Below are 26519 nucleotides of genomic sequence, written 5' to 3' on the forward strand. Positions count from 1 at the left end.
AGCGCGCCGCCACGGCACGCGGGAGCGCGCCGGTCCCCGGACCGGCGCGCTCCTGCGCGTCGCACTCCCACTCCTCGGCGGTCACGCCGCGCCGCCCTTGTCGTACCGGCCGTAGGGCTCGTCGAGCACGGAGAGCCTGCGCCAGTACTCCTCCTCGTCGATCTCGCCCGCGGCGAAGCGCCGCCCCAGGAGGGCGACCGGCGCACGTTCGCCGAGCGGTCCGTGCTGCGCCGCGTGCGCTCGCCGCGGGCCGCGACGGCCCCGCCACACGGTGCGGCGCAGCACCGTGACGACACCGACGACCGCGGCGGCCCAGATGACGGGGAGGAGGAGGATCCAGGGCCCGGGTCCTCCGGAACGGGCAAGGGTGTTCATCTCGGTCAGCTCCTCGGTGACGACGCCGGTCGGGGGGGTTCCCCCGTCACGTACGAGCCTGCCTCCGGGCGGCCGTCGGGGGCGTCGTACGGTCGGCGGCACCGCGCGTACGCCCGCGGGAGCAGGCGGCCGGCACCCGCCTGCTCCCCTCTGATCCGTGAAAGTCCGCACGTCTGTACCTACTGGTATGTACAGTGCCCGCATGAGCACTCCGGACCGGTTGATCGAGGCCACCCAGGAACTCCTGTGGGAGCGCGGCTACGTGGGTACGAGCCCCAGGGCGATCCAGCAGCGGGCGGGAGCCGGCCAGGGCAGCATGTACCACCACTTCGCGGGCAAGCCCGACCTGGCGCTGGCGGCCGTGCTGCGCACGTCGGCCCGGATGCGGGAGACCGCCGGCCTCCTCCTCGACGGCCCCGGTTCGGCCTTCGAGCGGATCTCGGCCTATCTCCTGCGCGAACGGGAGGTGTTGCGCGGCTGCCCTGTCGGACGGCTGACGATGGATCCCGAGGTCATGGCGAGCGACGAGCTCCGCGCCCCGGTGGACGGCACCATCGCCTGGCTGCGGGGGCGGCTGGCACAGATCGTCCAGGAAGGTCTGGACGACGGGGAGTTCGCCGCGGGCCTCGCACCCGAGGACATCGCCGCCTCCATCGTGGCCACGGTCCAGGGCGGCTACGTCCTGGCCCGGGCCTCGGGCTCGGCCGGCGCGTTCGACGCCGCGGTCCGCGGGCTGCTCTCCCTGCTCACCCCGCCCAGCCCCGACCCGGTCTGAGGAGCGCTCCGTGCACGCCATGAGTTACGAGATCACCCTGCCCGCCGACTACGACATGGGGATCATCCGCGAACGGGTCGCGACGAGGGGGCACCTCCTGGACGACTTCCCCGGGCTGGGCCTCAAGGCGTACCTGATCCGGGAGCGCGGCCGTGACTCGCCGGTCAACCAGTACGCTCCGCTGTATCTGTGGTCGGCCCCGGAGGGCATGAACGCGTTCCTGTGGGGCCCCGGATTCCAGGGCGTCGTCGATGACTTCGGCCGTCCCTCGGTGCAGCACTGGACAGGGCTCTCCTACCAGGAGGGCTCCGCGCCGACGGCGCTCCCCCGCACCGCCGTCCGCCACCGTGAGACGGTCCCCGGCACGGTCGCGCCGGCGCGGGCCGTCCAGGCCGCGATCGAGGAGGGCGCGCGAACGGCCGCACGGCCGGGGGCCGTAGCCACCGCGGTCGCCGTCGACCCGCGCCACTGGGAACTGCTGCACTTCTCCCTCTGGGACCACGAGCCGCCCGGACAGCTCCCCGGCGACCGCTGCGAGGTGCTGCACCTGTCGGCGCCCGACCGCGACCGGCTCGCCCGCGGCAGGCAGTGGTGAGCCGGGTCCGTACGGTCCTCGGTGACGTCCCCGCAGGGGATCTGGGGCTCTGCGACGCGCATGACCACCTGTTCCTCCGCACCCCGGCGCTCCCCGGCCGGGAGCTGGACGACCTGGACCAGGCGCGCGAGCGGCTGCGGAGTTTCCACGGCCTCGGCGGGCGCACCGTCGTCCAGTGGACCCCGTACGGGATGGGGAGGCGGGCCGGGGACCTGGTGACCCTGTCCCGGGAGACCGGCACCCGGATCGTCGCGGCGACCGGGCTGCATCAGGCCGCCCACTACTCGCCGGACCTGCTCGCCCGGATCATGCCGCACCTGGAGGAGCTGTTCGTCTCCGAAACTCACCGACGGGATCGGCGGTACGGACGTCCGGGCCGGGCTGATCAAGGTGGCCGGAGCCTTCCACGGCGTCGACGAGCACGCCGCGCGGACCATGGAAGCGGCCGCCCGGGCCCATCACCGCACCGGGGCGCCGATCGCCGTCCATCTGGAGCTCGGGACGGGGGCGGCCGAGGTACTGGACCTGCTGTGCGGCGCGTCGGGGGTGGACCCGCGGCGGGTGATCCTCGGGCACCTGGGGCGGTTCCCCGACATCGTGGCGCAGCTCGATGCCGCCCGGTCGGGTGCGTTCCTGGCGTTCGACGGCCCTTCCCGAGCCCACCACGCCACGGACTGGCGGCTTCCCCACCAGCTGGCCGCCCTCGTCGAGGCAGGTTTCGGGGGGCAGTTGCTGCTCGGCGGCGACACGACGGTGCCGGAGACACCGGGCATGGGCCACCTTCTGCGGCGGCTGCGCCCACGTCTTGCCGCGACGCTCGGGGAGGAGGTCCTGGAGGCGGTGATCGTCGCGAATCCGGCGCGGGCGTTCGCCCTGTCGGAGGCCTGACCCCCGCCCGGCCGCCGGTCCTCCCGCGGGGGGTCAGGCCAGCGCGGCGAGCGGGTCGTCGAGCACGGGCTGCCAGGCCAGTTCGGCGGCGCCCACCAGGCTGTTGTGGTCGAGGGTGCACGCGAGGATCGGCACACTGCCGCTGCGGCCCCAGAGACTGCGGTCGGCGACGACGGCCCGCAGCCTCTCCGGGTCGGCCTCCAGGAGGTCACGGTGCAGCCCGCCCAGGATGATCCGGTCCGGGTTGAGGATGTTGACCAGGCCGGCGAGGCCGAGGCCGAGGCGGTCGATCAACTCCTCGGAGGCCGCCCGTACGTCCGGGTCGTCGTACTCGGCGCGCAGGAGGTCGCCGGACTGCTTGAGCAGGGACTCCTCGGGTCCCGGTTCCCGGCGGGCGGCGGTGAGGAAGGCCAGCGGGTCGGTCTCGACGTCGAGGCAGCCGCGTCCGCCGCAGTGGCAGGGGCGGCCCTCGGGGTTCACCGTGAGGTGCCCGACCTCCAGGGCGAGTCCCGAACTGCCGGTGTGCAGGCGGCCGTCCAGGACGAGTGCGCCGCCGACACCACGGTGGCCGGTGGCGACGCAGAGCAGGTGCTGCGCGCCGAGTCCCGCGCCGTGCCGGTGTTCGGCGAGGGCGGCGAGGTTGACGTCGTTCCCGGTGAAGGCGGGCTCGGTGATGCCCGCCTCGCGTACGCACGCGGCGAAGATCTCCCGGACGGGCGCACCCGCGGGCCAGGCGAGGTGCAGCGGGTTCAGCGCCGTGCCCTCGGGTTCGGCCACCGCGGAGGGCACGGCGAGGCCCGCGCCGACGCAGCGCAGTCCGCTGTCACGCAGCAGCCGGGCGCCCGCCTCGACGACCTCGCCGAGCACCTGGGCGGGGTCGGCCATGACGGCGACGCAGCCGGGGGCGGTGGCCACGATCCTGCCTCCGAGCCCCACGAGCGCGGCCCGGAAACCGTCCGAGTGCACCTGGGCGGCGAGCGCCACCGGGCCGCTGTCCAGGACGGAGAGCCGGTGGGAGGGGCGGCCCTGCGAGCCCGCCGCGGAACCAGGGCTGGAGTCGACCTTGATGAGCCCGAGCGCTTCCAGCTCGGCGGCCACCGCACCGGCGGTGGCACGGGTCACGCCGAGTTCGGAGGTCAGCACGGCACGCGTGGGGGCGCGCCCGGTGTGGACGAGCTCCAGGGCGGGCCCGAGCGCGCTGCGGCCCCGCTCCAACTTCGTCCGCGTGGTGGTCGACTTGCCGTTCATGGGGGCGAGTCTCCCATGATCCTGAGGCGCCGCCGACGCTGCGGCATCCCGCGGCGTTCACCGGCCGGACACCGCGACGACCGTCTTGCACACGCTGCGGGCAGGGCCCTATGCTCACTTTGTGCCGCAACGAAACAAAATGCGGACGGCCCTGCCGGGGGGATCCGGCGGAAGCACCGCCCCGCCTTCCTTCACTCGCCTCCGTACCGCGCTGACCGTGTTCTTCGCCCTCGACGGCTTCCTGTTCGCGGGATGGGTGGTCCGGATCCCCGCCATCAAGCACCGGACCGGAGCGACGGCGTCCACTCTGGGGCTGGCCCTGCTCGGCGTCTCGGCGGGCGCGGTGATCACCATGATGCTCACGGGTGCCCTCTGCCGTCGCTACGGCAGCCACGCCGTCACCGTGGTCTGCGGGGTGCTGCTGTCGCTGAGCATCGCCCTCCCCGCGCGCACGGGTTCAGCCCTCACGCTGGGCCTCGTCCTGCTGGTCTTCGGCGCGGCGTACGGCGGCATGAACGTGGCGATGAACAGCGCGGCGGTCGATCTGGTCGGCGCCATGCGCCGGCCGGTCATGCCGAGCTTCCACGCGGCCTTCAGCTTCGGGGGCATGGCGGGCGCCGGGCTGGGCGGCCTGGTCGCCTCCCGCCTGTCGCCGGGGAGTCACCTCCTGGCCCTGACCGGCGTCGGACTCCTCGTCACCGCGGTCACCGGGCCCGCGCTCCTGCGCAGCGGGACGCCGGCCGCGGCACCCGCACAGGAGCCGGGCGTCGCTGCCGGGGAGCGGCAGCCGCACAGGATGAGCCCGCACACCCGCCGGGTCGTGGCCCTGTTCGGTGTCATCGCCCTCTGCACGGCGTACGGCGAGGGCGCGCTGGCGGAGTGGGGCGCGCTGCACCTCAGCCAGGACCTGCGGGCCGACCCCGGCCTCGCCGCGGCCGGCTACTCGCTGTTCGCGCTCACGATGGCCATCGGACGGCTCAGCGGCACCGCACTCCTCGAACGGTTCGGGCAGACCCGCACGCTCGTGGCAGGAGGGGCCACGGCCGCTGTCGGGATGCTGTTCGGCGCGCTGGCCCCGACCGTCTGGCTCACCCTGCTCGGCTTCGCCGTGGCGGGCCTGGGACTGGCCAACATCTTCCCCGTGGCGGTCGGACGGGCCGGGGCGCTCGCAGGCCCGGACGGAGTCGCCGCCGCATCGACGCTCGGCTACGGCGGAATGCTGCTGGGACCGCCGGTGATCGGGTTCCTGGCCGACTGGCGCTCACTCCCGGCCGCCCTCACGACCGTGACGCTCCTCGCCGCCACCGCGGCGGTTCTGGGCTTCGCCGCCCGCAACGCGGGAACACCTGAGCGGTTTGAGTAGCCGTACTCAGGCACCTGTTCCCGACCCGGCGGACGATGGAGGAACCACCTAACGACGGGGAGCGGAACATGAGTCACCGGCTGATCGACAAGCAGCGGCTCGGCGCACTGGCGCGACTGACCTTCGGCAACACGGCCTCACGGATCTACCTCGGCCTCGTCCTCGCGGTCACGGTGTTCGTCGCCGTGGACACGCTGTTCGTGACGCATGACGACGCCTCGTTCGCCGGCGTCTGGCTGTTCCTCCTCGCCGCGCCGGCCGTCTTCGCCTTCTTCCTCGGCAGTTCGCTGGCAGGAGCGGACACGGCGGGCCCCGCCTGGTTCGTCTACCTCGCCCTGGTCGTCTCCGTACTCGTCCAGGCATGTGCGCTGGGCTGGTTCTCACGCCTGGTGCGCCGGGCCGGCCGAGAGCACCCGGCGCACCCGCAGGGCGTCTGACGCTCTGGCACAATCACCGCCGTGGACATACCGGATCACCTGGCATCCCTTTCCGCGGACGGCCGTTCACTCGCCTCCGCCGCCCGGCAGGCGGGGCCGGACGCGCCTGTCCCGTCCTGCCCGGGGTGGCGGGTGCGCGACCTCCTCAGGCACACCGGAGCGGTGCACCGCTGGGCCACCGCGTTCGTCGCCGAGGGGCACCGGGCGTTCAGGCCCGTCGACGAGGAGTCCGATCTGGACGGCGACGCCCTGCTCGACTGGTTCACCGAGGGCCACGGCCGGCTCGTCCACGCACTGCACTCCGCGCCCGCCGGACTGGAGTGCTGGACCTTCCTCCCCGCGCCGTCCCCCCTCGCGTTCTGGGCACGGCGGCAGGCGCACGAGACCGCCGTCCACCGGGTGGACGCCGAATCGGCGGGCGGCGGCACCCCGGCGCTCGTACCTCCGGGGCTCGCCGCCGACGGCATCGACGAACTGCTGGCCGGTTTCCACGCGCGCGCCAGGAGCCGTGTCCGGTCCGCCGCCCCGCGCACACTGCGGGTGAAGGCCGTGGACACGGAGGCGGCCTGGACCGTTCGCCTCTCCGACGAGCCGCCCCGCACGGTACGCGGCGGCGACACCTCGGGGCCGGCCGACTGCACCCTGAGCGGAACCGCCGAGGCGCTCTACCTGGCCCTGTGGAACCGGGCGCCTCTGTCGTCGGTCGAGATCTCGGGGGACGCCGGCGTCGCCGCGCTGTGGGCGGAGAACTCCGCGGTCTGACGGCGGCCCGCCGCCGTCCCCGCGGTGAACGCCTGCCGGGACGACGGTCACACCGCCGGGCCGGAAACTTGTCGCCGGCCGTAGCTCCTGTGACACTCCGGGTATGCAGCATCGCACGCAGGCGGACCGGGACGCCGCGACCGTCGAGACCGGCTACGCGTTGGTGAGCGGAGCCTTCGTGGCCGTCGCCACCTTCGTCGGGGTGTCACTCCCCGCCCTGCTCCTCGAACTGCCGGACACCGGCGAGCGCCTGCTGATGTGGACCGGGGCGGTGCTGGGCGCCCTGGCGTTCGTCGTACGCGTGGTGTATGTACTCCTGCGGTTCCGGCGGAGGTCCGGGATCCATGGCGGACAGCTGGTCCGGCCCGGCGCCCGGGGCGGACGGCCCAACGTGACCGGCACCCGGGTCGGACAGCCGGCTCAGTCGAGCCAGCCGGGACGCACGAGCCCGGACTCGTAGGCGAGCACGACCAGTTGAGCCCGGTCCCGCACGCCCAGCTTGACCATGGCCCGGCTGACGTGGGTCTTCGCGGTGAGTGGGCTGACGACGAGCCGTCGGGCGATCTCCGCATTGGAGAGCCCGATGCCGACCAGAGCCATGACCTCTCGTTCACGATCGGTCAGTTCGTCCAGCACCGTGGCCGACGCGGGCTGCTTGGAACGGGCGGCGAACTCGGCGATCAACCGACGGGTGACACCGGGAGACAGGAGCGCCTCCCCTCCCACCACGGCACGCACCGCTCTCAGCAGCTCCTCCGGCTCGGTGTCCTTGACCAGGAAACCCGAGGCCCCCGAACGGATGGCCTCGAAGACGTACTCGTCGAGCTCGAAGGTGGTCAGCATGACCACCCTCACGCCGTGCAGGGCCCTGTCCTCGGTGATCGTCCGGGTGGCGGTCAGGCCGTCCGTCCTCGGCATCCGGATGTCCATGAGCACGACGTCCGGGCGCAGTTCGCGCACCAGCCGCACGGCCTCCGCACCGTCGGCGGCCTCACCGGCCACCTCGATGTCGGGCTGTGCGTCCAGCAACGCCCGGAACCCGGCCCGGACCAGTAGCTGGTCGTCGGCGAGCAGCACTCGGATCACGTCGTTCCCTCCCTGTCCGCATCGTTCCGAGGGGCGGGAGCCGCCCGGCCGGGGGGCAGTGGGATCTCCGCCGCGACCCGGAAGCCTCCGTCGGCGCGCGGCCCGGCGTCGACACTCCCGCCGAGAGCAGCCGCCCGCTCGTGCATCCCGGCCAGCCCGTTGCCGCTGCCCCCGGCGTCGCCCGCGGTCGCGGGCCCCCGGTCGTCCACCAGGAGCCTGAGGCGTGCGCCCCCGTACACGACCTGGACGTCCGCGGTGCGCGACCCGGAGTGCCGCACCACGTTGGTCAGGGCCTCCTGCACGATGCGGAATGCGGCGAGGTCGACTCCCGGCGGAAGGGGTTCCCGCGCGCCCGACGTCCCGACGTCCACGGCGAGACCGGCCGCGGCCGCCTGTTCGATCAGCTCGGGCAGACGGTTTAGCCCGGGCGCGGGTGCCCGCGGGGCGTCACCGGGGGTACGCAGACTCTCCAGCACCTGGCGCACTTCGCCGAGCGCCTCCTTGCTGGCCGATCTGATCGTGGTGAGCGCGGTGCGGGCCTGTTCGAGGTCGGAGTCGAGCAGGGCCAGTCCGACTCCGGCCTGGACGTTGATGACGGAGATGCTGTGGGCGAGTACGTCGTGGAGTTCGCGCGCCATGCGCAGCCGTTCCTCGTCGGCGCGCCTCTTCTCCTCGGCTTCGCGCGCCGACCGGGCGGCCGCCCACTGCTCACGGCGCACCCTCAGCAGTTCCGCCGCGGCGAGGATCGCGACGACCCACGCGGACACGAACGCCTCCTGACCCCAGGGGGCCGGGCCGTCTCCGTCCGGCGGCAGCCACCGGTAGAGCCAGTGGGCGGCGAGCAGATGGCCGGCCCACAACACACCGAGCGACCACCAGGCCGCCCGTCGGTGCCCCGACGCGATGGCGCTGAAGCAACCGACCGCGACGGCGACGAAGACCGGGCCGTACGGGTAGCCCAGGCAGAGGTAGGCGAGTGTCACGGCGCACGTACCGCTGACGGCCACCGCGGGGTGGCGATGGCGTACGAGCAGGACGGCCACCGCTGCGGCCAGCAGCAGGCGGCCGACGACACCGAGCGGCTCCCGGCCCTGACCGTGGGCGGCGACGGCCGTCCCCAGCAGGACGGCCGCGGCGAGCACGACGGTCGAGAGCCAGGGCAGGCGGCCTCGGGCCCCCCGGCCTCCGTCGCCCCCATCCCTGAGCCATGGGGGACCTTGGCCCTCCGTGCGGTGGGACGGCTCCGGCGCCCGGTGATGTACGGCACCCGGACGGGCTCGCTGATGGCGCATACCCGCAACGCTAGACGCGCGGGCACCCGACGCGCGTCGGCCTGACGTGGTGGACGCGCGTACTCCCGGCGGAGTAGCGGCCCGGGAATCGAGCGCGTTCGGGGCGGCACGGTAGGGACGGGCTCGGGGGGCCGGGGCGTGCGGACCAGGGGTGAGCCGATGAGGGGCGGGCCAGGGCGTGCGGACCGGGGTGAGCAGAGCGGGCGGACCGGAGGTGCGGCCTTGCGCGGTGTCGGCCGGGGTTACGCCGCGGGCGGCCGCCCCACCCGCAGCGCCGGGCCGCAGCAGGCCGCGCGAGCCGTGGACGCGCGGCCCTCCGCTCGCCTGCCGCCGCTAGCGTACTCCCGCCTCGTCAGGCTCCCCGGTTTCCCGAGCCCTGTCCGCCCAGGAGTCCGACCGCGTGTCCGAGCTCCTCGGCGGTCCGCCGGAAGAACGGCTCGCGGTCCTCCACGACCCGCTGGAACTGGCCGAACAGCTCGAAGGAGACCAGCCCGAAGATCTGGGCCCATGCCGCGACGAGTGCCGCCACCACTGCGGGAGGCAGGTCGGCGGCCAGGTCGGCGGCCATCCGCTCCGCCTCCGGGCGGAGGTCGGCGGCGAGCGGGGGCGTCGCCAGTCCGACGGTGCCGTGGGCCTCGCGCACGACCCCGACCAGGACGAGGCCGACGCGTGACGCGGGACCGACCGTGTTCTGGGGGGCGATGTAGCCGGGGACGGGAGAGCCGTAGATCAGCGCGTACTCGTGCGGATGCGCGAGCGCCCAGTCCCGCACGGCGCAGGCGACCGCAGTCCACCGGGCGGGGTGAGCGGCCGACGCACCACGAGCCGCCTCCCAAGTGGCCTCCGCCGCCTCACCCACCGCGTCGTAGGCATCGATGATCAGTGCGGTCAGCAGGTCGTCACGGCTGGGGAAGTAGCGGTAGAGGGCCGAGGAGACCATGCCGAGCTCGCGGGCGACGGCGCGCAGGGAGAGCTTCGCGGCGCCCTCCGCGGCGAGTTGTCTCCGCGCCTCGTCCTTGATCGCCGCGGTGACTTCGATACGGGCACGTTCTCTTGCTCCTCGGATGGCGCTCATGGTGCCAGCCTGCCATGAAAACAGAGCACCGAACAGCAAAGAGAGCAGCGCTCTTGCTTTAGTGCGCCACACTCCTGCACACTGATCTCAACCGAGAGCAGTGCTCTCGCAGGCAGAGCACTGCTCACCCAGAGAGCACTGTTCACTCAACCGCCCCCGGTAGGAGCCCACTGATGTCGCAGCAGCCGTACTACCTCCAGGCCGGCACCTTCGCCCAGCGGATGAACAACGTCGTCGGCTGGCTCGCCCGCCATGGCTTCAGCCTCCTCGGATCCGCCGAGATGTCCGTACGGGGCCGCAAGAGCGGGCGGATGCAGCGTGTCCCCGTCAACCCCCACACCTACGAGGGCCACCAGTACCTGGTCTCCGCCCGCGGCCACTCGCAGTGGGTACGCAACATGCGCGTGTCCGGCGGCGGCGAACTGAAGGTGGGGCGCACGGTCCGCGCCTTCACCTCCGCGGAGATCGCGGACGACGAGCAGAAGGCACGCATCGTCCGCGCCTACCTCAAGCGCTGGGGCTGGGAGGTCGACCAGTACTTCCAGGGCATCACCGCGGAGTCGACGGACGCCGAAATCCTGGCCGCCTGCCCGGACCACCCGGTCTTCCGGATCACGGTCGGGAGCTGACCCCGTCCGCTCCCCGTCGGTCCACCGCGTGCAGAGCGCGCTGCGCCAGCGGATGCGAACGGACCAGCTCCGCGAGCGAGGTCGTCCCGCGGGTGATCCCGGCGAAGGCGTTCCACGCGGGACGGAAGCCCGTGAGCACCGCGTGCAGGAGACCCGGGCGCCGCTCGAACAGCCGGAGCATCCGACGTCCGACGCTCATCTCCACACCGAGGCCGGCCTTGATGGCGAACGCGTAGTTGAGCGCCTGCCGTCGGGCGTCGACCGCGTCGTGCGCCTCCGCGATGCGCACGGCCCACTCACCGGCGAGCCGCCCGGACCGCAGGGCGAAGGAGATGCCCTCCCTGGTCCAGGGTTCCAGCAGGCCTGCCGCGTCCCCGCAGACCACGACCCGGCCGCGCGAGAGCGGCGAGTCGTCGCTCCGGCACCGGGTCAGATGGCCGGAGGATACCGTCGGCTCGAAACCGGCCAGCCCGAGCCGGCCGACGAAGTCCTCCAGATAGCGCTTCGTCCCGGCGCCGTCCCCGCGCGCCGAGATCACGCCGACGGTCAGCGTGTCGCCCTTGGGGAAGACCCAGCCGTAACTCCCGGGCATCGGGCCCCAGTCGATGAGCACCCGGCCGGCCCAGTCCTCGGCGACCGTCTCGGGCACCGGGATCTCCGCCTCGAGACCGAGGTCGACCTGGTCGAGCTTCACTCCGACATGGGCTCCTATGCGGCCGGCACTGCCGTCCGCGCCGACGACGGCGCGTGCGAGCACGGTCTCACCGCCGGCCAGCACCACCGCGACGGTGCGCCGGTCCGGCACGGCGGGCCCGTGCTGTTCCACCCGCGTCACCGTCGCGCCGGTGCGCAGTTCGGCGCCCGCCTTCTGGGCCTCCTCCACCAGACCGGCGTCGAACTCCGGCCGGTTGATGAGCCCGAAGAGCATGCGACGCGACCTGCGGGTGCGGGACAGCTTCCCGTTGAGCGAGAAGGTCACCGCGTGGATCCGGTCCTTCAGGGGCAGTTCGAACCCCGGAGGCAGGGAATCCCGGGAGAACCCGATGATTCCGCCGCCGCAGGTCTTGTACCTGGGGATCTCCGCCTTCTCCAGCAACAGCACCCGCCGCCCTGCGACGGCTGCCGCGTACGCCGCGGAAGCTCCGGCCGGGCCCGCGCCGACCACGACGACGTCCCATACCGAAGACTCCTGCGGTACCGACGACGACTCTTCCGGCTCACGTCCGGCGTCTGCGTTCTCGCTGCTCACGATGTGCTTCTGCTCCCGATCCGACCAGTGACCCAACTGCTCACGGCATCCTACGGCGCGGCGCGGCCGAGCTCCGCTGTGGGAGGATCAGCCATGAATTCGTCGTACACGCAACGTCGCACCCACGGCGTCGCGCACCGTCGCGCCGACACCGCGCCATAGTCCTAACGTCGCACCCACCAGGAGCGTGCCCATGACCGCCCGTCCGATTTCCGAGACCGTTGCCTCGCTGATGCCCCGTGCCAAGGCGGAGCTGACCGAGCTGGTGGCTTTCCGGTCGGTGGCGGACCCGGCGCAGTTCCCCAGGAGCGAGTGCGAGGCAGCGGCCGGATGGGTCGCCGACACGCTCCGGGGTGACGGCTTCCAGGACGTCGCGCTGCTCGACACCCCCGACGGAACCCAGTCGGTGTACGGCTACCTGCCCGGCCCCGCCGGCGCGCCCACCGTGCTGCTCTACGCCCACTACGACGTGCAGCCGCCGCTCGACGAGGCGGCGTGGCTCTCCCCGCCGTTCGAGCTGACCGAGCGCGACGGGCGCTGGTTCGGCCGGGGCGCCGCCGACTGCAAGGGCGGGCTCATCATGCACCTGCTCGCACTGCGGGCCCTGAAGGCGAACGGCGGCGTCCCGGTCTCCGTCAAGGTGATCGCCGAAGGCTCGGAGGAGCAGGGCACGGGCGGACTCGAACGGTACGCCGAGGCGCACCCGGAGCTGCTGGCCGCCGACACGATCGTCATCGGCGACACCGGCAACTTCCGGGTGGGTCTGCCCACGGTCACCGCCACCCTGCGCGGTATGACCATGCTCAGGGTGCAGCTGGACACCCTCGCGGGCAATCTGCACTCCGGTCAGTTCGGCGGCGCGGCCCCGGATGCGCTGGCCGCGATGATCCAGCTGCTGGCGTCCCTGCGGGCCGAGGACGGCACGACGACGGTGGACGGTCTCTCGGCCGACGCCCGGTGGGAAGGACTGCAGTACCCGGAGGACGAGTTCCGCCAGGACGCCAAGGTCATCGACGGCGTGGAACTGATCGGCACGGGCACGGTCGCGGACCGGATCTGGGCGAGGCCCGCGGTCACCGTCGTCGGCATCGACTGCCCGCCGGTCGTCGGAGCCACCCCTTCCCTCCAGGCATCCGCGCGGGCCCAGGTCAGCCTGCGGGTGCCGCCGGGCCAGGACGCGGTGGAGGCCACGAAGCTGCTGACCGCCCACCTCGAGTCGCACGCTCCCTGGGGGGCCCGGGTCACCGTCGAACAGGTGGGCCACGGGCAGCCGTTCCGTGCCGACACCGAGAGCCCCGCGTACACGTCGATGGCGGAAGCCATGCGGCTCGCCTACCCGGGTGAGGAGATGCAGGTCTCCGGCATGGGCGGGTCCATCCCGCTGTGCAACACCCTGGCGGCGCTGTATCCGCAGGCGGAGATCCTCCTGATCGGGTTGAGCGAGCCCGAGGCACAGATCCACGCGGTGAACGAGAGCGTGTCCCCCGAGGAGCTCGAACGGCTCTCCGTCGCCGAGGCGCTGTTCCTGCGGAAGTACGCGGACTCCAAGGCGGTCTGACGACGTACCGGCGTGCCGCCGGACCCCTGGTCCGGCGGCGCGTCCGCGTACCCGCGGGACCGGCGTGCGTCATGTATCCCGCGCGCTGCGCCGCACAGGTGCGTGGACAGGGCGCCGGCGGCATCGGCCCACCGCACGGAAGGCGGCTCTCGTCGGCCTGACTGCCCTGACTTCGTTCATGAGAGCGGGTACTGGTCCAACTTCTGTGACGCGGCCACACTACGTGATGCATCTTCTTCGAAATCTCGAGGCAGCGGAGCGACGGAAGCTCGTAGGATCGGCGCAGGAATGGGGCTCACCTCAGACGCCGCTGGGAGCCGCCCGGTCGGCTCCCAAAGTGACCACACCACAGAACCTGAGAACGGGTTCAGGCACAGGTTCCGTGCAGCAGTGACGGAACGTTGCGAGCCGGGACGTAGCTGCCTCGCTGGTCAGGATTGGATTTGATCCGGCTCTACGAGGTTGGGGTGCTGATGCACGAACCGAGGAGAGCTGACGTGCACGACGGAGCGTGGATGGAGAAAGCCCTCGATGACCTGCGCGTCGAACTGGAAGTCGAGCGATCGACGAAGACCGAGTTGACCACGCGGGCTGCATGGCTGGCCTTCAAGCGATTCGCACGGCAGCCCATTGCCACCGCGCCCACCCCCGACCCAGACGGCTTGCTCTTTCAGTACGGCACGTACGCATTCAGCGGGCGTCCGATGTTCACGGTGGACCTCACGCGACAGTTCGACATCAGTGACTACGGCGGTGAGCACTACCACTACGTACAAATTCACTGCGAACTCCGCTACGAATGCGAACCCGCCCTAGACGCCTTGGGAAGCTTCGACTCCTGGTTCTTCCACGACGCCAAGGCGGACCTCGATGAATGGCTCGCCGTCATGGAGGGGCACCTCGAACTGTTGCTTGCTCGTGTGCCCTCCGAGATCGATGTGTACGAGGAGCCGGTCTAGGGCGTCACGCCAACAGGACTCGCTTACTCAGAAGGCCGAAGCCGGCACGGCCGGACATCCGACGTTCCGCATGTTGATCCCGTTGACGTGGCCTTCGACGACACCAGAGTTCCAGGGCAGGGTGAGGCCGGTGATGACGGCGTCACGGTCGCGGTCAATGCAGCCTGGACTGTCGGCCCAGCCGCACGGACCACGGCGTATTTTCGGGCGACTTCGCATGCCGCTTGTTCACGCTCAACCGTCACTCATCGTGGCCACTGCGCGAAAGCTGTGCAATAACCTGAGAACGGACAGCAGGTGTTCACCACTTCGGGAAGCACCATCGCCCGGCACCGTTCGACTGCGACAACATTCACGCTTCAACCTGTACGGGCCATGGCCACCCTTACTCCTCATCGAACAAGCTTGAGAGAGTTGGGGTGCGATCCTGCACGTATGAACCATCTCGGCGACGCGAACCTGCGCACCTGGACGTTGCGTTTCATGGCCCTCCTCGCAGCCGACACCCATCATCAGCTTGCCTGGCTGGGCGGGCGCGAGCTGGAGACGAAGGACGTCGTCGAGGAGGCGGAGCTCCTCTGCCGCGTCTCCGAAGGACTCGCGGAGAGCGGAGCCTTCGAGCCCAAGGATCTACGCGCCCTTCGGGCCGTCGGCCGTCGCCTTGTCGGAATAGATGCCACTTCCCGCATCGGCCCCTGGGCCAACGCCCTCGCCACAGATCCGGCGTGGAACGACATACGTTCGCTCGCCCGCCATTTCCTGCTCACGACGCTGGGCGACCGGCGTCAGCCACTGCCACGCCCCGCGCGCCCCCACACGGGCGACCACTGAGCCGTCCAGGCCGCCGCACGCCTACACCTCGTCAGGTCTCTCGGGTCGAATCTCAAGCAGCGTTCGGCTTCTCGGTCGGCTCCGGTGCCTCCGAAGTCGTGGGATGGCCACTGTCCGCTCTCCCGGACAAAGCCACCGCCCGAAGCGGCACGCTCGGCCCCGGTGGTCCGCCGGGCTCCTGCCGGGCTGCCCGGGCATCGAACCGGCAGCGCTACGGGCGGCCGCCCGGTGAGCGGCCGGCCGGCGTCACCTGTCCGCCGACGGGGACGCCCGCCTCCAGGTTCAGCACGGCCGAGCGTTCCCGGGCGCGCAGGGCCCAGCGCAGCCGCTCGAAGCGGGTGGGAGGCAGCAGATCCGCCGCCTCCTCCTCCGTGACGAACCGCCAGTCGCGCAGCTCGGACCCCGGCAGGAGCAGCCGTGCGGCCTCCTCCGCACTCAGCCGGCCGCCGTCGAAGAGGAAGCGCAGTCCTCCGTACGCCGGCGGTCTGGGGGCCTCCCAGTCGACGACCAGGAGCGTCGGCGGTCTCCTGAGGCTCAGGCCGAGTTCCTCGGCGACCTCGCGCACCCCGGCCTGCGCGGGGGCCTCGCCGGACTCCACCACTCCGCCGGGGAACTCCCAGCCCGGCTTGTAGGTGGGGTCGACGAGCAGGACGCGGTCCTGTGCGTCGAAGAGCAGGACTCCGGCCGCCACGGTCTCCGCCCGCGGCGCGGGGGTCTGCACGATGCCGCACTCCCTGGCCGCACCGCTGTTCACGGCCTCGGCGATGCGTTCCGCCGTGGCCCGCGGGGTCAGGGAGCTGGTGTCGATGGTGTGCGCGTCGGCTTCGATCCAGTCGAGCGCGGCCCGGTAGGGCTCGATGTGGTCGTACGCCCGTTCCCTGATCCGCCCGGTGTGGCCGGGGTCGTCGGAGAACTCCTCGCGCGCGGCGATCCGTTGACGCAGGATCGTTTCCTCTGCTGTCAGCAGCACATGCCGGACGGGTATGCGCCGCGAGGCGAGCCCGCCGAACATCTCGTCCCGGTAGTCCTGCCTCAGCAGCGTCATCGGCACCACCAGCACCCCGGACAGCTCGGCGAGCAGCGCGGCGGCCGTGTCGACCACCAGGCGCCGCCAGATCGGCAGGTCCTGGAAGTCGGTCACCTCCGCGAGTTTCTTCTGGGGCAGCATCCGGCGCAGACCACCGCCGATCAGCTCGGGGTCGTACAGGGTGCTGTTCGGGATCAGATCGATCAGTTCGCAAGCGACGCTGGTCTTGCCCGCGCTGAACGCACCGTTGATCCAGACGATCACGGGTCCCCCTCTTCCGTAGCCCCCTGTGGCTTGCCCGCAACACCCCGCTGCGGAAACCCCGCACAGGCGGTGCGGTTGCGCCGGGGCTGCAGCCGGGAGCGCTCCACCGCCCCGCCCGTACGCGCGGGGCGGCCCGTAACGGAGGACGGCGGACGTCGTTGGAGCGGATAGCCAGAGGGACGACGACGGGGGTGCGCGGTGCGCCGCACGGTACTTGAGCAGTTTCCCGCGGGAGGGCCGAGGGGCAGCCGGCCCGCCGAGGAGTTCGCCGCGGCCCGCCGGGGCGAGGGCGTGGCCGCGGAGGTCGTGATGGACCTGGAGCGGGACGCGTTCCTCGTGGTCGTGCCCCAGCAGACCGCCGACCGAGGACGCAGGCCTCGCTGATCCGGCGCGGGGGGCTCCTGGACGGCCCCGGGCGGCCTCCGCCTACTTCGCGGCCGCTGTCCGTACGCCGTTGACCCCGGCGGGCCGCAGGGCCGAGGCCGCGGCCGCCGCGCCCACCAGACCGGCGTCCGTGCCCATCACCGCGGAGGTGACCGTGAGGCCCTGGACGAAGGAGAGCGTGGCGTAGTCGCGCAGGGCCTCACGCAGCGGCGCGAACAGCACCTCGCCGGCGCCCGCCACTCCCCCGCCTATCACCGCGATGTCGATGTCGGTCAGGGTGGCGGTGGCGGCGATACCGGCGGCCAGCGCCTGGGCGGCCCTTCCGAAGGAGGCGACCGCGACCGGGTCCCCGGCCCGCGCGGCGGCGGCCACCGCGGCAGCCGTCTCGTCGCCGTCGGGCCCGGGGCGCCAGCCGTTCTCCAGGGCACGCCGGGCGATGTTGGGCCCACTGGCGATGCGTTCGACGCAGCCGCGCGCGCCGCACGGGCAGAGGTCACCGTCCAGGTCGACGCTGATGTGACCGATGTGGCCGGCGTTCCCCGAGGGGCCGGGGTGCAGCTTTCCGCCGAGGACGAGCCCGCCGCCGACCCCGGTGGACACGACCAGGCACAGCGCGTTGTCGAAGCCGCGGGCGGCACCGAGCCAGTGCTCGGCCGCGGTCATCGCGACCCCGTCGCCGACCAGCGAGACGGGCATCCCGCCGGTCGCGGCGGAGACCCGGTCCACGAGCGGGAAGCCGCGCCAGCCCGGGACGTTGACGGGGCTGACCGTGCCGGCGGAGGCGTCGACGGGGCCCGCGCTGCCGATCCCGACCGCGCTCACCCGGGACCAGAGGGGGGAGGCGGTCAGCTCCGCCAGGACGTCACTCACGGCGCCCATGACCGACTCGGCACCCTCGCGCGCGGGCGTCGGCCGCTGCGCCCGTACGAGGAGGGATCCGCTGCCGTCCACCAACGCGCCGGCGATCTTGGTGCCGCCGATGTCGAGCGCGGCGACGAGGTCGGTATGCATCGGTGTGGACTCTCCGGAGGGGTGAGGGGCAGGACCTGCGACTTCGGTCGACAGTCCTCCCCAGTCTCCATTCTGTTGACAACGTTGTCCAGGGCCTATGCTCGACGCCACAGCTTCGGGACGCTCCCCGGCACCCCCGGGAAGGCGCCCGAAGCACCCGTTCCCGACGACAGGACAGCACACCGTGGCCGAGACCACCCGTCATTCCGAGTCACGCTACGGCAACAGGCCGACCATGAAGGACGTGGCGGCCAGGGCCGGAGTGGGCCTCAAGACGGTCTCCCGCGTGGTGAACAGCGAGCCGGGGGTCACGCCCGACACGGAACGCCGCGTACAGGAGGCGATCGACGCCCTCGGCTTCCGCAGGAACGACAGCGCGCGCGTGCTGCGCAAGGGGCGCACCGCCTCCATCGGACTCGTCCTCGAAGATCTCGCCGACCCGTTCTACGGGCCGCTGAGCCGCGCCGTCGAGGAGGTGGCCCGCGCCCACGGGGCCCTGCTGATCAACGGCTCCAGCGCCGAGGACCCCGACCGTGAGCAGGAGCTCGTCCTCGCGCTGTGCGCCCGCCGGGTCGACGGACTGATCGTGATTCCGGCGGGTGACGACCACCGTTATCTGGAGCCCGAGATGAAGGCCGGCATCGCCACCGTCTTCGTCGACCGCCCGGCGGGCCGGGTCGACGCGGACATGGTGCTCTCGGACAGCTTCGGGGGCGCCCGGGAGGGCGTCGCACACCTGGTCGCGCACGGGCACCGGAGGATCGGCTTCATCGGCGACCAGCCGCGCATCCACACCGCGACGGAGCGACTCCGCGGCTACCACGCCGCTCTGACGGAAGCGGGGATAGAGGTCCAGGACTCCTGGGTGTCCCTCGGCCCGACCGACCCGGACCGGGTGAGGACGGCCGTCGAGACCATGCTGTCCGGCCCCGAGCCGGTCACCGCGCTCTTCTCCGGCAACAACCGGGTGACCGTGACCGCGGTGCGGGTCCTCGCCGAGTGCGACCGCCGGATCGCACTGGTCGGCTTCGACGACATCGAACTCGCCGACCTGCTCGGCATCACGGTCATCTCGCAGGACGCCGCCGCGGTCGGCCGGACCGCGGCGGAGCACCTGTTCCGCCGTCTGGACGGTGCGGGCCACCCGCCGGCGAGGGTCGAGCTCCCGACCCGGCTCATCCCCCGCGGTTCGGGGGAACTGCCGCCGGCCTGAGGCCGCTCACGGCGCCGTCACGGTGAGCGCGCCACGTCGGGGGGACGCGAAGGCGTCGAGGTCCGCCCGGGTCAGCCCGGTCGAGGCCTCGACCTCCGCGGAGTCCAGGGCGCCGCAGTCGATGCCGCGCAGCAGGTAGCCGCTGAGCGCCTTGGCGGTGGCTGGCTCGTCCATGACGTCCCCGCCGGCCTTGGCCACGTAGGCGGCGAGCCGGGAGGCGGCCTGGCCCAGACCTTCGCGGTAGAAGGCGTAGACGGCCGCGTAACGCGTGGGCAGGTGACCGGGGTGCATGTCCCAGCCCTGGTAGTAGGCGCGGGCCAGAGCGCGGCGGGTGAGGCCGTGGTGCAGGCGCCAGGCGTCGTGGACCTGCTGGGTGGGCCCGACCGGGAGCACGTTGGTGGAGCCGTCGCAGACACGCACGCCGGTGCCCGCCGCGGCGACCTGCATGACGGCCTTGGCGTGGTCGGCGGCGGGGTGGTCGCTCGCCTGGTAGGCCGGGCTGACGCCCACGCAGGCGCTGTAGTCGAAGGTGCCGTAGTGCAGGCCGGTCGCCCGGCCGCGGGCGGCGTCGATCATACGGGCGACGGCGGCGGTGCCGTCGGCGGCGAGGATCGACTGGCTGGTCTCGATCTGGATCTCGAACCCGAGGCGCCCGGGCGGCAGTCCGTGGGCCTGCTCGAAGGCCTCCAGGAGCCGCACGAAGGCGGTGACCTGCTCGGGGTAGGTCACCTTCGGCAGCGTCAGGACGAGCCCGTCGGGAAGGCCTCCGGCCCGCATGAGGCCGGTCAGGAAGATGTCCGTGGTGCGGATTCCGCGATCGCGCACGGCGGCTTCCATGCACTTCATGCGGATGCCCATGTACGGCGCGGCCGTTCCGTCGGCGTACGCCTCGGCGACCAGCCGGGCCGCACGGGCCGCGGCCTCGTCCTCCTCGGCGTCCGGGCGCGGCCCGTAACCGTCCTCGAAATCGATGCGGAGGTCCTCGACGGGCTCGCGCTCCAGTTTGGCGCGTACGCGGTCGTGGACGGGCGCCGCGAGCTCCTGCGGGATCCCGAGGACCGAGGCGAAGGCGTCGGGGCCGGCGGCGTGCTCGTCGAGCGCCGCGAGCGCCTGGTCGCCCCAGCTGCGGATGGTGGTGGCGGTGAAGGTGTCGGCGGGTACGTAGACCGTGTGGACCGGCTGGCGCGTTCCGGGGTCTCCCGGATAGCGGCGGGCGAGCTCGGCGTCCACCCCTGCCAGGGAGGCGCCGATCTCCTCACCGACCGCACCGGCGAGGCTCGTCGCCACCTTCTCCTGCTGACCCATGGCCGTACCCTCCAGCGTCACTGTTTCCGCTTCCCGGAATTCATCATCCGCATAGTGAAGTTATAAGCCTCCTGGTTCTGCGTCAATGGTGATCGGAAACGGCCTGGGGCCGCGCGGTGGAGAACACCACGCGGCCCCAGGCCGTCGTACGGGCGGGACGTCGCCGGGTCAGCCCTTGCGGGACTTGACCTCGTCGGTGAGCTGCGGGACGACGGCGAACAGGTCGCCGACGACGCCGTAGTCCACGAGGTCGAAGATGGGCGCTTCGGCGTCCTTGTTGACCGCGACGATGGTCTTCGAGGTCTGCATACCGGCGCGGTGCTGGATCGCGCCGGAGATGCCCGAGGCGATGTACAGCTGCGGGGAGACCGACTTTCCGGTCTGGCCCACCTGGTTGGTGTGCGGGTACCAGCCGGCGTCGACCGCGGCGCGCGAGGCGCCGACAGCCGCACCGAGGGAGTCGGCGAGCGCCTCGATGATCGCGAAGTTCTCGGCGCCGTTGACGCCGCGGCCGCCGGAGACGACGATCGCGGCCTCTGTCAGCTCCGGACGCCCGGTCGACTCGCGCGGCGTGCGCGAGAGGACCTTGGTGCCGGTGGCCGTCGCGGAGAAGGAGACCGTGAGGGCCTCGACGGCACCCGCGGCCGGGGCGGCCTCGACGGCGGCCGAGTTCGGCTTGACCGTGATGACCGGAACGCCCTTGGAGACACGGGACTTGGTGGTGTAGGAGGCGGCGAACGCGGACTGCGTCGCGACCGGGCCCCCGTCACCCGCCTCCAGGTCGACGGCGTCGGTGATGATGCCGGAGCCGATGCGCAGCGCGAGGCGCGCGGCGATCTCCTTGGCCTCCGCGGAGGAGGGGAGGAGCACGGCGGCCGGGGACACCGCGTCGTACGCGGCCTGGAGGGCGTCCACCTTCGGTACGACGAGGTAGTCGGTGAACTCCGGGGCGTCGGCGGTGAGCACCTTGACCGCGCCGTGCTCGGCGAGCGCGGCGGCGGTGTCGGCCGCGCCGTTGCCGAGCGCGACGGCGACCGGCTCGCCGATGCGGCGGGCGAGCGTCAGCAGCTCCAGGGTGGGCTTGCGGACGGCACCGTCCACGTGGTCGACATAGACGAGTACTTCAGCCATGGGACTTCAATCTCCTGCGTGCGAGGGAGTGCGGGGCGGTGGAGCGGACAGCCGGGGCTAGATGAACTTCTGGCCCGCGAGGAACTCGGCCAGCTGCTTGCCGCCCTCACCCTCGTCCTTGACGATCGTGCCCGCCGTGCGGGCAGGGCGCTCGGCCGCGGAGTCGACTGCGGTCCACGAGCCGCCCAGGCCGACCTCCTCCGCCTCGATCTCGAGGTCCTCGAGGTCCAGGGACTCGACCGGCTTCTTCTTGGCCGCCATGATGCCCTTGAACGACGGGTAGCGGGCCTCGCCCGACTGGTCGGTCACGGAGACCACGGCGGGGAGGGACGCCTCGAGCTGCTCGCTCGCGGAGTCGCCGTCGCGACGGCCCTTGACCGTGGTGCCGTCGACGGAGACCTCGGAGAGCAGCGTGACCTGCGGGACGCCGAGGCGCTCCGCGAGCAGGGCCGGGAGGACGCCCATGGTGCCGTCCGTCGACGCCATGCCGCAGATGACCAGGTCGTACCCGGTCTTCTCGACGGCCTTGGCCAGCACCAGCGAGGTGCCGATGACGTCGGTGCCGTGCAGGTCGTCGTCCTCGACGTGGACGGCCTTGTCGGCGCCCATCGACAGCGCCTTGCGGAGCGCGTCCTTGGCGTCCTCGGGGCCCACCGTGAGCACGGTGATCTCCGCGTCGTCGGCCTCGTCGGCGATCTGCAGCGCCTGCTCGACGGCGTATTCGTCGAGCTCCGACAGCAGACCGTCGACGTCGTCACGGTCCAGGGTCAGGTCATCGGCGAAGTGCCGGTCGCCGGTGGCGTCGGGCACGTACTTCACACAGACAACGATCCTCAAGCTCACGCCGGCTCTCCTACTGCATCGTCATTTCTGGGCTGCCTTGTTGCACGCAGCATAGGCGCCTCATCGGGCGGTTTCCGGTCGGGAGACCGGGCCCCCAGCCGAATATTACTCGCCAGTACACCCAGTACGTTACCCATAAGCAAGCGCTTGGAACTGTGACGTAGCCAACCAGGTCCGCCCTGTTCGCCGCCCTGCTCGGACTCAGTCTCGCAGAGCCGTGAAACGGCCTTGGTGGTAGACCAGCGGTCGGCCGCCCCCGGACGGGTCCCCCGACTCCACCTCGGCGATCACGATGCGGTGGTCGCCCGCCGGAATCCTGGCCACCACGCGGCACACCAGCCAGGCCACGACCCCGTCGAGCAGGGGCACGCCCTCCGGTCCGACACGCCAGCGGGTCGAGGGGCCGAACCGGTCCGCGCCGCTGCGGGCGAAGGTCGCCGCGAGTTCCCGCTGCTCCTCGCCGAGCAGGTGGACCCCTATGTGCTCCGCCTCCGCGACCACCGGCCAGCTGGAGGACGCCGTGCCCACCCCGAAGGAGACGAGCGGCGGTTCGGCGGCGACCGAGCTGAGCGACGTGGCGGTGAAGCCGACGGGGCCGTCACCGGCCGCCGTGATCACGGCCACTCCGGCGGCGTGCTGCCGGAACACGGATCGCAGGAGTTCGGGTGCAGCCGTCAGGGGAGTGCCGAGACCGGGCGAGGCCGTCATGGGGGAAGTCCTTCTGGGAGAGGGCGTACGGGGCCGTGGGGAGGTTCAGGCACCCGGACAGCGCGCACTCGCGTGGCGCACGAGGTCGACGTGGACCCGGCAGAAGAGAAGGAGTTCCGGCGGCATGTCGTCAGACTGACGATGCGTTGTGTACACCGTCAAGTGCGTCCCGTCATGTGGGAGATGCGTCACGGTCCGTCACATCGCCTGCCCCAGCGCGGCGACGACGTCCGCCGTGCGCGGCTGGCCGGCCGCCCGCCGGACGACGCGCCCGGCCGCGTCGAGCACCAGGACGGTGGGCGTCCGGCTGATGCCGAGGCTGCGGACCAGCTCGAGCCGGGCCTCCGCGTCGATCTCCACGTGGGCGACCCCCTCGACCATCCCGGCGACTTCGGCGAGGACGCGCCGTGTCGCACGGCAGGGCTGGCAGAACGCGCTCGAGAACTGCACGAGGGTCGCCCTGTCCCCGAGTTGCGCGCCCAGTCGGGCGGCATCCAGTGTGCCGCCGGCCTTCCGCCCGTCCATTCCGTCTCCCTTCCCGGAGCCCTGCGCAAGAAGTCAGCACTCGGCGTGGGCATTACATTCCCGTAGGTTTCACGTGACGAGAATCTCTCGCCAGGGGGCCTTTGGGGCTGGCCACGGCGTCGCGCATGGGGCACCATCGCCACAATGCCGAAAACCTACGGCTGCGTAACTTCCGCGGGGAGAACCCTCCCCAGGCATTGACGAAGGGTCTTCATCCAGATGGCAGAGCTCGTCTATCGACCGGTCATCGGCGCCGCTCGCACCCTGTTCAAGGCGCTTGACCTGAAGATCGACACCCAGGGTTCGGAGCACATCCCGAAGACCGGTGGCGCGGTTCTGGTCAGTAACCACATCAGCTATCTGGACTTCATCTTCACCGGACTCGGCGCCCTGCCGCAGAAGCGGCTCGTCCGCTTCATGGCGAAGGAGTCGGTGTTCCGCCACAAGGTCTCCGGTCCCCTGATGCGCGGCATGAAGCACATCCCCGTGGACCGCGCGCAGGGCGAGGACGCCTACGCGCACGCGCTCGCGTCCCTGCGCTCCGGCGAGATCGTCGGCGTGTTCCCCGAGGCGACCATCTCGGAGTCGTTCACGCTCAAGAGCTTCAAGTCGGGCGCGGCGCGGCTGGCCCAGGAGGCCGGTGTGCCGCTGATCCCGATGGCGCTGTGGGGTACCCAGCGCATCTGGACGAAGGGGCGCCCGCGCAACTTCAAGCGCAGCCACACCCCGATCACGATCCGCCTCGGCGAGGCCATGGAGGCTCCCTCCGACCAGTACGCGGGCGCGATCACCCGGCGTCTGCGCGAGCGCGTCCAGGAGCTCCTGGAGGCCGCGCAGCGGGCCTATCCCGTACGCCCCAAGGACGCGACCGACACCTGGTGGGTGCCGGCGCACCTGGGCGGCACGGCTCCGACCGCCGCCGAGGTACGCGAGCGCGGCTGACGCGCTGCGCCCGCCCAGCCCGGGCGAAACGTCACGTCACGGTACGGGTGTGCCCGGCACGCCCGTACCGTGCGACGCGGTTCCGGGAACGCCCCGGCGGTTCCCGTCCGCTCGTCGCACGACATGACGGCGCGGCCGGACGGAGAGTTCCTCCGTCCGGCCGCGCCGTCATGTCGTGCGAGGGCCGTGCGCCCGCTAGCGGGCCATCTCCTCCTTGAGCGCCTGCACGAAGGCGTCCACATCCTCCTCGCGGGTGTCGAAGGCGCACATCCAGCGGACGTCACCGGCCTTCTCGTCCCAGAAGTAGAACCGGAAGCGCTTCTGCAGCCGCTCGCTCACCTCGTGCGGCAGACGCGCGAAGACCGCGTTCGCCTGCACCGGATGAAGGATCTCCACCCCGTCGACCGAGCCGACGCCGTCGGCGAGCCGCTGGGCCATGGTGTTGGCGTGGCGCGCGTTGCGCAGCCACAGGTCACCTGCCAGCAGCGCCTCGAGCTGCACGGAGACGAAGCGCATCTTGGAGGCGAGCTGCATCGACAGCTTGCGCAGATGCTTCATGGCGCGCACGGAGTCCGGGTTCAGGACGACGACGGCCTCGCCGAAGAGCGCGCCGTTCTTGGTGCCGCCGAAGGACAGCACGTCGACGCCGACCGTGTTGGTGAACGTGCGCATCGGCACATCCAGCGACGCGGCGGCGTTCGCTATGCGGGCGCCGTCGAGGTGCACCTTCATGCCGCGCTCGTGGGCGTGCTCGCAGATGGCACGGATCTCGGCGGGCGTGTAGACCGTGCCGAGCTCCGTGTTCTGGGTGATGGACACGACCTGCGGCATCGCCCGGTGCTCGTCGTCCCAGCCGTATGCCTCGCGGTCGATGAGGTCGGGGGTCAGCTTTCCGTCCGGGGTGGGCACGGTGAGCAGCTTGAGCCCGCCCACGCGCTCCGGGGCGCCGCCCTCGTCGACATTGATGTGCGCGGAGTCGGCACAGATCACCGCACCCCACCGGTCGGTCAGCGCCTGGAGGGCGGTGACGTTGGCTCCGGTGCCGTTGAACACCGGGAACGCCTCGGCGGTGGGGCCGAAGTGGCTGTGCATGACACGCTGCAGGTGATCCGTGTAGTCGTCCTCGCCGTACGCGACCTGGTGGCCGCCGTTGGCGAGGGCGAGGGCCGCGAGTATCTCGGGGTGCGCGCCGGCGTAGTTGTCACTGGCGAAACCGCGGACCTGCGGATCGTGATGCCGTCGCGCGTCGGTCCTTACGGTTGCGGGGTCAGCCACAGACGCTGTCCGTTCAGTTCTCCGGCAGGCCTGTCCCAGACGCCGGCGATGGCCTCGGCCAGCTCCTGGACGTCGGTGAAGCCCGCGAACTTCGCATTGGGGCGCTCCGCGCGCATCGCGTCGTGCACCAGTGCCTTGACCACCAGGATCGCAGCAGCCGCCGTCGGGCCCTGGTCGCCCCCCGCCTTGCGAAAGGAGTCGGCGAGCGCGAGCGTCCACGCCTCGGCCGCCGCCTTGGATGCGGAGTACGCCGCGTTGCCCGCGGTGGGGCTGCTGGCTCCCGCCGCGCTGATCAGCACGTAGCGTCCCCGGTCGCTGCGTCCCAGCACGTCCTGGAAGGCCAGCGAGGTGGACTGCACCGTGCGGATCAGGAGCTTCTCCAGGAAGTCCCAGTCCGCCAGACTGGTCTCGGCGAAGCCCGCGCTGCCGCGCCAGCCCCCGACGAGGTGCACCAGGCCGTCGACGCGGCCGAATTCCTTCTCCGTCTTGACGGCCCAGTCGCGGGCGGCTGCCGGGTCGAGCAGATCGACGGTGTCACCGGTGACCGTCGCCCCGCCGTGCGCGTACCGCGCGGCGTCGACCGCTTCGGCCAGCCGCTCGGGGTTCGCGTCGGACGCGACCACCGTCGCACCGGCCTCGGCGAGCCTGAGCAGGGTCGCCCGCCCCGCCGGTCCCGCCGCTCCGGCGACCGCGACGACCGCCCCCTCGAGCGCGCCGCTGTCGGCCCTGTCCGTTGCGTTCATCGCCACCGCCTCCTCAGACCGCGCGC

28 protein-coding genes and 2 pseudogenes are annotated in these 26519 nt (G+C 72.0%); 14 read left to right on the forward strand and 16 right to left on the reverse strand.

What is annotated here, in order from left to right:
- Window positions 1-81: 81 nt before the first annotated feature.
- The gene (locus OHT61_RS03430) at window positions 82-375 is read right to left on the reverse strand and encodes an SHOCT domain-containing protein (protein WP_329034920.1); all 294 of its coding nucleotides are present in this window, start codon (window positions 373-375) and stop codon (window positions 82-84) included.
- Between the two features lie 202 nt (window positions 376-577).
- Here OHT61_RS03430 and OHT61_RS03435 point away from each other — a divergent pair, with 202 nt between their 5' ends.
- From OHT61_RS03435 to OHT61_RS03445, 3 genes and pseudogenes are all read left to right on the forward strand, one after another.
- Window positions 578-1150 carry a TetR/AcrR family transcriptional regulator gene (locus OHT61_RS03435; RefSeq protein WP_329034922.1) on the forward strand — a complete coding sequence of 191 codons (573 nt, stop codon included), beginning with the start codon at window positions 578-580 and terminating at the stop codon, window positions 1148-1150.
- 10 nt (window positions 1151-1160) lie between these two features.
- Entirely contained in the window at window positions 1161-1745 is a 585-nt protein-coding gene (locus OHT61_RS03440) for a DUF4865 family protein (RefSeq protein ID WP_329034923.1), read from the forward strand.
- Window positions 1742-2633, forward strand: a pseudogene (locus OHT61_RS03445) (phosphotriesterase family protein). Before OHT61_RS03440 ends, OHT61_RS03445 begins: the two are co-directional and overlap by 4 nt.
- A 33-nt stretch (window positions 2634-2666) precedes the next feature.
- Here the strand turns inward: OHT61_RS03445 and OHT61_RS03450 are convergent.
- Window positions 2667-3881: an ROK family protein gene (locus OHT61_RS03450; RefSeq protein ID WP_329034925.1), complete on the reverse strand. Its 1215-nt coding sequence runs from the start codon at window positions 3879-3881 to the stop codon at window positions 2667-2669.
- A 121-nt stretch (window positions 3882-4002) separates the two neighbouring features.
- Between OHT61_RS03450 and OHT61_RS03455 the strand changes: the two genes are divergently transcribed.
- From OHT61_RS03455 to OHT61_RS03470, 4 genes are all read left to right on the forward strand, one after another.
- Entirely contained in the window at window positions 4003-5244 is a 1242-nt protein-coding gene (locus OHT61_RS03455; protein ID WP_329034926.1) for an MFS transporter, read from the forward strand.
- Between the two features lie 68 nt (window positions 5245-5312).
- Window positions 5313-5681 carry an SCO4225 family membrane protein gene (locus OHT61_RS03460; RefSeq protein ID WP_329034928.1) on the forward strand — a complete coding sequence of 123 codons (369 nt, stop codon included), beginning with the start codon at window positions 5313-5315 and terminating at the stop codon, window positions 5679-5681.
- A gap of 21 nt (window positions 5682-5702) precedes the next feature.
- A complete protein-coding gene (locus tag OHT61_RS03465; protein ID WP_329034931.1) occupies window positions 5703-6443 on the forward strand; it encodes a maleylpyruvate isomerase family mycothiol-dependent enzyme in 741 nt (246 codons plus the stop codon).
- Window positions 6444-6546: 103 nt separating this feature from the next.
- The gene (locus OHT61_RS03470) at window positions 6547-6903 is read left to right on the forward strand and encodes a DUF6332 family protein (protein ID WP_329034933.1); all 357 of its coding nucleotides are present in this window, start codon (window positions 6547-6549) and stop codon (window positions 6901-6903) included.
- On the opposite strand, the gene OHT61_RS03475 is transcribed toward OHT61_RS03470, so the two are convergent.
- The 3 genes from OHT61_RS03475 to OHT61_RS03485 form a co-directional block, all read right to left on the reverse strand.
- Window positions 6864-7529: a response regulator transcription factor gene (locus OHT61_RS03475; RefSeq protein WP_329034935.1), complete on the reverse strand. Its 666-nt coding sequence runs from the start codon at window positions 7527-7529 to the stop codon at window positions 6864-6866. The genes OHT61_RS03470 and OHT61_RS03475 overlap by 40 nt on opposite strands.
- Window positions 7526-8821 (reverse strand): sensor histidine kinase, encoded by a 1296-nt coding sequence (locus OHT61_RS03480; protein WP_329034937.1) that lies wholly within the window; start codon window positions 8819-8821, stop codon window positions 7526-7528. Before OHT61_RS03480 ends, OHT61_RS03475 begins: the two co-directional genes overlap by 4 nt.
- 352 nt (window positions 8822-9173) lie before the next feature.
- On the reverse strand, window positions 9174-9896 hold the full coding sequence (locus OHT61_RS03485; RefSeq protein ID WP_329034940.1) for a TetR/AcrR family transcriptional regulator: 723 nt from the start codon (window positions 9894-9896) through the stop codon (window positions 9174-9176).
- Window positions 9897-10069: 173 nt separating this feature from the next.
- Between OHT61_RS03485 and OHT61_RS03490 the strand changes: the two genes are divergently transcribed.
- The gene (locus tag OHT61_RS03490) at window positions 10070-10525 is read left to right on the forward strand and encodes a nitroreductase/quinone reductase family protein (protein WP_329034942.1); all 456 of its coding nucleotides are present in this window, start codon (window positions 10070-10072) and stop codon (window positions 10523-10525) included.
- Here OHT61_RS03490 and OHT61_RS03495 read toward each other — a convergent pair.
- A complete protein-coding gene (locus tag OHT61_RS03495) occupies window positions 10509-11774 on the reverse strand; it encodes a geranylgeranyl reductase family protein (protein ID WP_329034944.1) in 1266 nt (421 codons plus the stop codon). The genes OHT61_RS03490 and OHT61_RS03495 overlap by 17 nt on opposite strands.
- Before the next feature lie 193 nt (window positions 11775-11967).
- On the opposite strand from OHT61_RS03495, the gene OHT61_RS03500 reads away from it, so the two are divergent.
- Together OHT61_RS03500 and OHT61_RS03505 are read left to right on the forward strand one after the other, a co-directional pair.
- Window positions 11968-13332 (forward strand): dipeptidase, encoded by a 1365-nt coding sequence (locus tag OHT61_RS03500; RefSeq protein WP_329034947.1) that lies wholly within the window; start codon window positions 11968-11970, stop codon window positions 13330-13332.
- A 515-nt stretch (window positions 13333-13847) separates the two neighbouring features.
- Window positions 13848-14291 carry a hypothetical protein gene (locus OHT61_RS03505; RefSeq protein WP_329034948.1) on the forward strand — a complete coding sequence of 148 codons (444 nt, stop codon included), beginning with the start codon at window positions 13848-13850 and terminating at the stop codon, window positions 14289-14291.
- A gap of 4 nt (window positions 14292-14295) precedes the next feature.
- Here the strand turns inward: OHT61_RS03505 and OHT61_RS03510 are convergent.
- A pseudogene (locus OHT61_RS03510) lies at window positions 14296-14450 on the reverse strand (ISL3 family transposase); the annotation flags it as partial.
- A 276-nt stretch (window positions 14451-14726) separates the two neighbouring features.
- Between OHT61_RS03510 and OHT61_RS03515 the strand changes: the two are divergent.
- Complete coding sequence (locus tag OHT61_RS03515; RefSeq protein ID WP_329034949.1) at window positions 14727-15122, forward strand: hypothetical protein; 396 nt, start codon at window positions 14727-14729, stop codon at window positions 15120-15122.
- A 211-nt stretch (window positions 15123-15333) separates the two neighbouring features.
- Here OHT61_RS03515 and OHT61_RS03520 read toward each other — a convergent pair whose 3' ends face one another.
- Window positions 15334-16413 carry an NUDIX hydrolase gene (locus OHT61_RS03520; protein WP_329034951.1) on the reverse strand — a complete coding sequence of 360 codons (1080 nt, stop codon included), beginning with the start codon at window positions 16411-16413 and terminating at the stop codon, window positions 15334-15336.
- Window positions 16414-16611: 198 nt separating this feature from the next.
- Between OHT61_RS03520 and OHT61_RS03525 the strand changes: the two genes are divergently transcribed.
- Window positions 16612-16797: a hypothetical protein gene (locus tag OHT61_RS03525; RefSeq protein WP_329034952.1), complete on the forward strand. Its 186-nt coding sequence runs from the start codon at window positions 16612-16614 to the stop codon at window positions 16795-16797.
- A 42-nt stretch (window positions 16798-16839) separates the two neighbouring features.
- On the opposite strand, the gene OHT61_RS03530 is transcribed toward OHT61_RS03525, so the two are convergent.
- Window positions 16840-17808, reverse strand: a complete 969-nt coding sequence (locus OHT61_RS03530) for an ROK family protein (protein WP_329034953.1) — start codon at window positions 17806-17808, stop codon at window positions 16840-16842.
- Window positions 17809-17992: 184 nt separating this feature from the next.
- On the opposite strand from OHT61_RS03530, the gene OHT61_RS03535 reads away from it, so the two are divergent.
- Window positions 17993-19021: a LacI family DNA-binding transcriptional regulator gene (locus OHT61_RS03535; protein ID WP_329034955.1), complete on the forward strand. Its 1029-nt coding sequence runs from the start codon at window positions 17993-17995 to the stop codon at window positions 19019-19021.
- Window positions 19022-19027: 6 nt separating this feature from the next.
- Here OHT61_RS03535 and OHT61_RS03540 read toward each other — a convergent pair whose 3' ends face one another.
- The 5 genes from OHT61_RS03540 to OHT61_RS03560 form a co-directional block, all read right to left on the reverse strand.
- Window positions 19028-20326 (reverse strand): DUF6986 family protein, encoded by a 1299-nt coding sequence (locus OHT61_RS03540; protein ID WP_329034957.1) that lies wholly within the window; start codon window positions 20324-20326, stop codon window positions 19028-19030.
- Window positions 20327-20494: 168 nt separating this feature from the next.
- Window positions 20495-21457, reverse strand: a complete 963-nt coding sequence (locus OHT61_RS03545) for an electron transfer flavoprotein subunit alpha/FixB family protein (protein ID WP_329034959.1) — start codon at window positions 21455-21457, stop codon at window positions 20495-20497.
- A gap of 57 nt (window positions 21458-21514) precedes the next feature.
- Window positions 21515-22300: an electron transfer flavoprotein subunit beta/FixA family protein gene (locus OHT61_RS03550; RefSeq protein ID WP_329034960.1), complete on the reverse strand. Its 786-nt coding sequence runs from the start codon at window positions 22298-22300 to the stop codon at window positions 21515-21517.
- A 201-nt stretch (window positions 22301-22501) separates the two neighbouring features.
- On the reverse strand, window positions 22502-23008 hold the full coding sequence (locus tag OHT61_RS03555) for a flavin reductase family protein (RefSeq protein ID WP_329034961.1): 507 nt from the start codon (window positions 23006-23008) through the stop codon (window positions 22502-22504).
- Window positions 23009-23206: 198 nt separating this feature from the next.
- A complete protein-coding gene (locus OHT61_RS03560; RefSeq protein WP_329034963.1) occupies window positions 23207-23533 on the reverse strand; it encodes a TlpA family protein disulfide reductase in 327 nt (108 codons plus the stop codon).
- A gap of 219 nt (window positions 23534-23752) precedes the next feature.
- Between OHT61_RS03560 and OHT61_RS03565 the strand changes: the two genes are divergently transcribed.
- Window positions 23753-24475 carry a lysophospholipid acyltransferase family protein gene (locus OHT61_RS03565; RefSeq protein WP_329034964.1) on the forward strand — a complete coding sequence of 241 codons (723 nt, stop codon included), beginning with the start codon at window positions 23753-23755 and terminating at the stop codon, window positions 24473-24475.
- Between the two features lie 195 nt (window positions 24476-24670).
- Here the strand turns inward: OHT61_RS03565 and OHT61_RS03570 are convergent, their stop codons facing one another.
- Window positions 24671-25750 carry a threonine aldolase family protein gene (locus OHT61_RS03570; RefSeq protein WP_329034965.1) on the reverse strand — a complete coding sequence of 360 codons (1080 nt, stop codon included), beginning with the start codon at window positions 25748-25750 and terminating at the stop codon, window positions 24671-24673.
- On the reverse strand, window positions 25729-26493 hold the full coding sequence (locus OHT61_RS03575; protein WP_329034968.1) for an SDR family NAD(P)-dependent oxidoreductase: 765 nt from the start codon (window positions 26491-26493) through the stop codon (window positions 25729-25731). Before OHT61_RS03575 ends, OHT61_RS03570 begins: the two co-directional genes overlap by 22 nt.
- Window positions 26494-26519: the final 26 nt, after the last annotated feature.

It is taken from the genome of Streptomyces sp. NBC_00178, assembly GCF_036206005.1.
Lineage (GTDB): Bacteria > Actinomycetota > Actinomycetes > Streptomycetales > Streptomycetaceae > Streptomyces.

What these genes read in the sequence shown, in the direction of transcription:
- OHT61_RS03470 (WP_329034933.1), top strand. Translation starts at nt 6,547, where the DNA reads ATGCAGCATCGCACGCAGGCGGACCGGGACGCCGCGACCGTCGAGACC.
- OHT61_RS03540 (WP_329034957.1), bottom strand. Translation starts at nt 20,326, where the DNA reads ATGGGTCAGCAGGAGAAGGTGGCGACGAGCCTCGCCGGTGCGGTCGGT.
- OHT61_RS03500 (WP_329034947.1), top strand. Translation starts at nt 11,968, where the DNA reads ATGACCGCCCGTCCGATTTCCGAGACCGTTGCCTCGCTGATGCCCCGT.
- OHT61_RS03460 (WP_329034928.1), top strand. Translation starts at nt 5,313, where the DNA reads ATGAGTCACCGGCTGATCGACAAGCAGCGGCTCGGCGCACTGGCGCGA.
- OHT61_RS03505 (WP_329034948.1), top strand. Translation starts at nt 13,848, where the DNA reads ATGGAGAAAGCCCTCGATGACCTGCGCGTCGAACTGGAAGTCGAGCGA.
- OHT61_RS03435 (WP_329034922.1), top strand. Translation starts at nt 578, where the DNA reads ATGAGCACTCCGGACCGGTTGATCGAGGCCACCCAGGAACTCCTGTGG.
- OHT61_RS03560 (WP_329034963.1), bottom strand. Translation starts at nt 23,533, where the DNA reads ATGGACGGGCGGAAGGCCGGCGGCACACTGGATGCCGCCCGACTGGGC.
- OHT61_RS03515 (WP_329034949.1), top strand. Translation starts at nt 14,727, where the DNA reads ATGAACCATCTCGGCGACGCGAACCTGCGCACCTGGACGTTGCGTTTC.
- OHT61_RS03565 (WP_329034964.1), top strand. Translation starts at nt 23,753, where the DNA reads ATGGCAGAGCTCGTCTATCGACCGGTCATCGGCGCCGCTCGCACCCTG.
- OHT61_RS03485 (WP_329034940.1), bottom strand. Translation starts at nt 9,896, where the DNA reads ATGAGCGCCATCCGAGGAGCAAGAGAACGTGCCCGTATCGAAGTCACC.
- OHT61_RS03545 (WP_329034959.1), bottom strand. Translation starts at nt 21,457, where the DNA reads ATGGCTGAAGTACTCGTCTATGTCGACCACGTGGACGGTGCCGTCCGC.
- OHT61_RS03490 (WP_329034942.1), top strand. Translation starts at nt 10,070, where the DNA reads ATGTCGCAGCAGCCGTACTACCTCCAGGCCGGCACCTTCGCCCAGCGG.
- OHT61_RS03575 (WP_329034968.1), bottom strand. Translation starts at nt 26,493, where the DNA reads ATGAACGCAACGGACAGGGCCGACAGCGGCGCGCTCGAGGGGGCGGTC.
- OHT61_RS03480 (WP_329034937.1), bottom strand. Translation starts at nt 8,821, where the DNA reads ATGCGCCATCAGCGAGCCCGTCCGGGTGCCGTACATCACCGGGCGCCG.
- OHT61_RS03430 (WP_329034920.1), bottom strand. Translation starts at nt 375, where the DNA reads ATGAACACCCTTGCCCGTTCCGGAGGACCCGGGCCCTGGATCCTCCTC.
- OHT61_RS03450 (WP_329034925.1), bottom strand. Translation starts at nt 3,881, where the DNA reads ATGAACGGCAAGTCGACCACCACGCGGACGAAGTTGGAGCGGGGCCGC.
- OHT61_RS03530 (WP_329034953.1), bottom strand. Translation starts at nt 17,808, where the DNA reads ATGCATACCGACCTCGTCGCCGCGCTCGACATCGGCGGCACCAAGATC.
- OHT61_RS03555 (WP_329034961.1), bottom strand. Translation starts at nt 23,008, where the DNA reads ATGACGGCCTCGCCCGGTCTCGGCACTCCCCTGACGGCTGCACCCGAA.